Below are 1,694 nucleotides of genomic sequence, written 5' to 3' on the forward strand. Positions count from 1 at the left end.
GCAAAAAAATGCTTGCTTGAGAACCAATTTCCCTTGATCGGGATTAACTCCAAATTTCAAAATACCTGAACAGGCATTGATACGCTCTGCATATTTTGAAAGTTCAACGGAGTAGTTATAGAGAATTTTAACGGATTCAGCATCGGAACGATGTTCATCCCAAGAAACTTCATGAGGTGAAATTTCTGTTAAAAAATTGATTCCAAGGTCGGAATCATGGCAAGATTGAGGCATAGAAAAGCTCTTATATTTTGGTTGGGTCGCACCTCCAAATATACGGGCTTTTTTATTGACCTGTCAAACACACATCAAAGCCACGCCACACAAGGCTTAGAACCTTATTTTTAGAATCAGAGTTATCCCTTAATAATAAATACAAGGAAAAACACCCCAAAAATCCCCATTTTTGCCCCCTTTTCAGATGCCTTTTTTTTGATTTTTCACCCCTAGCCAATTCGTGATGATTTTTCAGTAATGCACGCTTCCGCGTTTCTCATTCGAGAAACAAAAATCGGGTCGTCGCTTTGCTCGGTTTTTCCCGCTTAGGATTTTTATGGGAGCTTGTAATCAGGGAAGAAAGGTTTTGGAATTTTTATTGTGGTGTCGTCACTCGTAGACACTCGTTCGGCTTTTCCCGAAATAACATGAAGGGCGCACTTTACCATTGGAGAAATCCAATGGGTGCGGAACGCCAAAAAGGGAAAATTTTTAATTTTTCGTTTTTGGCGTTGTCAGGGTCTTAGGGATGAAGTCCCTAACGTGCTTAGGTTTCTCAATGAAATTGAGAAACGTCTAAGCGCGCCATCAAATTTTTGATGGAAGTGCAGGCGACAATCTCTAGAACGGATTTAACAAAATTGCAGACATTAGGCTCAATTATTTTGTTGTCATTCTTTGAGTATTGAGCCTGTACTTTTGCGGTATTTGATTAGAAAAAATTAGTCTGCATATTCGTTATATTTTGGCGCATAAACATATTTTCGGTATTCAGATTTGAACTGGAATGCTATTCGACCCTCTCCAACGTCCTGCACTTCCTCAGATGAAGAAATCATTTCTTCGGTAGTAATTTCATCTTCAGGCTTAAGAATCCCCTTTAAAACGCCTCCTGTTGCGATAAAACGCATCTTATGGACTTGTTTGGTCATCTCATGCAACCAAGCACCCTTATCGCCCTCTAAAGCCAAATCAGACGGTTTTACGCTGTATTTGAGCGTTTCACAGATTGCTTTATCGAGTTGCTTGCGTCCTTTTTCGTCCAAAGTGGCTTTTACGGCTTTCACGTTCACCGATGGCAAGTAGTCAGCTCGCAAAGCTTTCGCCCACATTTCGACCCAATCCGCTTGTTTTATATACCCCTGCCCTTTGAAATAACTGGGTTTAACCAACAGCAAAGCATGAAAATGTGGATGTGCCATCATGTCCCCATCATTCCCCCTGGTGACTTCGGTTGTTCGCAAAAAACCTGCTACACCTGACTTAAACCGCTTGGTTTGAATGAGTCGCTGCCATGAATCATTCATGTGTTTCAACGTATCTCGGAGTTCGGTAACAGGTGGGTTTTTCACGGTGAGGGTTAGAAATACCCAACGATGCGTAGGAAAGCGTTCTTGAATACTTGGCAATTGCTGAAACATAACCGCCCTCCAAAGTAGAGATCTGCGCCACTGACACACAGGACAATGGCGAACACG

General features: G+C 41.8%; 1 protein-coding gene and 1 pseudogene. Both read right to left on the reverse strand.

The features are described 5' to 3' along the window. A pseudogene (locus tag D7V20_RS19030) lies at positions 1 to 234 on the reverse strand (hypothetical protein); the annotation flags it as partial. Positions 235 to 938: 704 nt separating this feature from the next. After that, on the reverse strand, positions 939 to 1,694 hold a 756-nt coding region (locus tag D7V20_RS19035), incomplete at its 5' end, for a protein rep (protein WP_171407867.1).

The sequence above is a fragment of the Acinetobacter rongchengensis genome, from assembly GCF_003611475.1.
GTDB lineage: Bacteria > Pseudomonadota > Gammaproteobacteria > Pseudomonadales > Moraxellaceae > Acinetobacter > Acinetobacter rongchengensis.